The organism is Endozoicomonas sp. ONNA2 (assembly GCF_024606365.1).
GTDB lineage: Bacteria > Pseudomonadota > Gammaproteobacteria > Pseudomonadales > Endozoicomonadaceae > Endozoicomonas.
In genome coordinates this window covers 1-1,577 of the sequence record NZ_JAHHPO010001108.1, presented here as the reverse complement: position 1 = coordinate 1,577, position 1,577 = coordinate 1, and the positions used below count along the sequence as shown (strand labels likewise).

The window sequence follows — 1,577 nt, the reverse complement described above, 5'->3', positions numbered from 1 at the left end:
CAAAGGGCGGCACTGCCTGCACGCGCTGAAATTTCTGCCATGGCTCCCACTGGGCAAGAAAGGTCTCAAGCGCTGCGTCCGTACAGGATTCTTCAATGTCGGCGCCAATACGGGCAATCTTCTCATCGTCAACACGAGCACAAAAAGCGTATGACATTTTTTGAGTTGCCCCGGGAATCTTGAAGAACCTGCTTAATTTAATCCGAAAAGCCAGCTCAACCTCAATCTGATCCATCCGGGGGAATGTTCGCATATGTGATCTGGCGCTTGCCCTGATCTTTTCCAGAATCATCATTTGCCGACCCAACGCCTTCAATTCTGTGGGGTCATGCTTTTCAACCGCCAGGGCATACGCAGAGGTCCTTAATTGTAATGTTTCCAGATCGTCCAGTGCCAGGGCCGCCCGGTCATTACAGGAGGTGATGGCATGCTCTATAAGCTCCAGGGCCGCATCCCGAATCTGGACATTACCGGTCAGTAATGAAATGACCGCCATCACCCGTTGAGCCAGAACAGGACGGGTAGCCGGGTTAAAGTAGTCTGCAGTGCGTGTCAGTTTCTCCATGAAGCTAATAAGGGGAGCAGCCTTGTCAGGCATGAGGTCAAGTTGCGGTGGTTCTGCATCGGATGAGGCCAGCTTTTGCCAAAAGGCCAGGCATTGCTCAAGATTTGCAAATTGCTGACCACGCAGCATTTCCCAATTAACATTGGCATGCAGCATTATTATTTCCATAATTGCCATTATGGCATGCACCATTTCCCTAATGAAATTGGCACGCATTTCACTATTGGCATGCACCATTTCCCTAATGTCATTGGGAAGATGGCTGTGGCGACCCTGTGAAGCTCGTCTATTCTCTCTGTCGCTGATATAACTGGGCAGAGCCATCAGGCTGGTGTAATTAGCATGATGAATGGTGCCTTTCACGAAGAGCCTCTCGGGCAGGGCACCCAGGGCGGTGCAACTGGTAAGATAAAGGTTACGATAGACGTAGAGGTGCTCGGGCAGGGTCCTCAGGCCGGTGCAGCCGTCAAGATACAAGTCATGCCCTACGAAGAGGTGCTCGGGCAACGTCAACAGGCTGGTGCAATCGGAAAGATACAAGTCATGCCCTACGTAGAGGTTCTCGGGCAACGTCGACAGGCTGGTGCAATCGGAAAGATACAAATCCCGCCCAACGGAGATTTTCCCGGTCAGGGTCGTCAGGTCAGATCGGCCATCAAGGTGAAGATCCCCCAACACCAGGAGGGTCCCGGACAACTCCCTCAGACCGACGCAAGAACCAAGATAAAGGTTACCCCGCACGGAGAGGTGCTTGGGCAGGGTTGTCGCGGGATGGGAAAAGGTAAAGTCACCTTCAACCAGGTAATGAACATCATTGTCAACATTCTGTTCTGAAATCAGCCTATTCAACCTGGCGGCGGAAATGGTTACTAACTGAATGGTCGTACGATTTGCCAATGATTCGGTTTCTAATGAGTGAGTGTCTGTTCCAACCTGTGGGAGATAGCTTGGACCATCTGCATTGTTATTAAAAAAATGTGATAATAAGGCTGAATTATGAGAAGAAAATAAA

General features: G+C 50.5%; 1 protein-coding gene. It reads right to left on the bottom strand.

Going from position 1 to position 1,577, the window contains the following annotated elements; all coding sequences use genetic code 11:
- A partial coding sequence (locus KDK14_RS19705; protein WP_257266922.1) for an NEL-type E3 ubiquitin ligase domain-containing protein occupies positions 1 to 1,462 on the bottom strand: 1,462 nt, incomplete at its 3' end.
- Between the last annotated feature and the right edge of the window lie 115 nt (positions 1,463 to 1,577).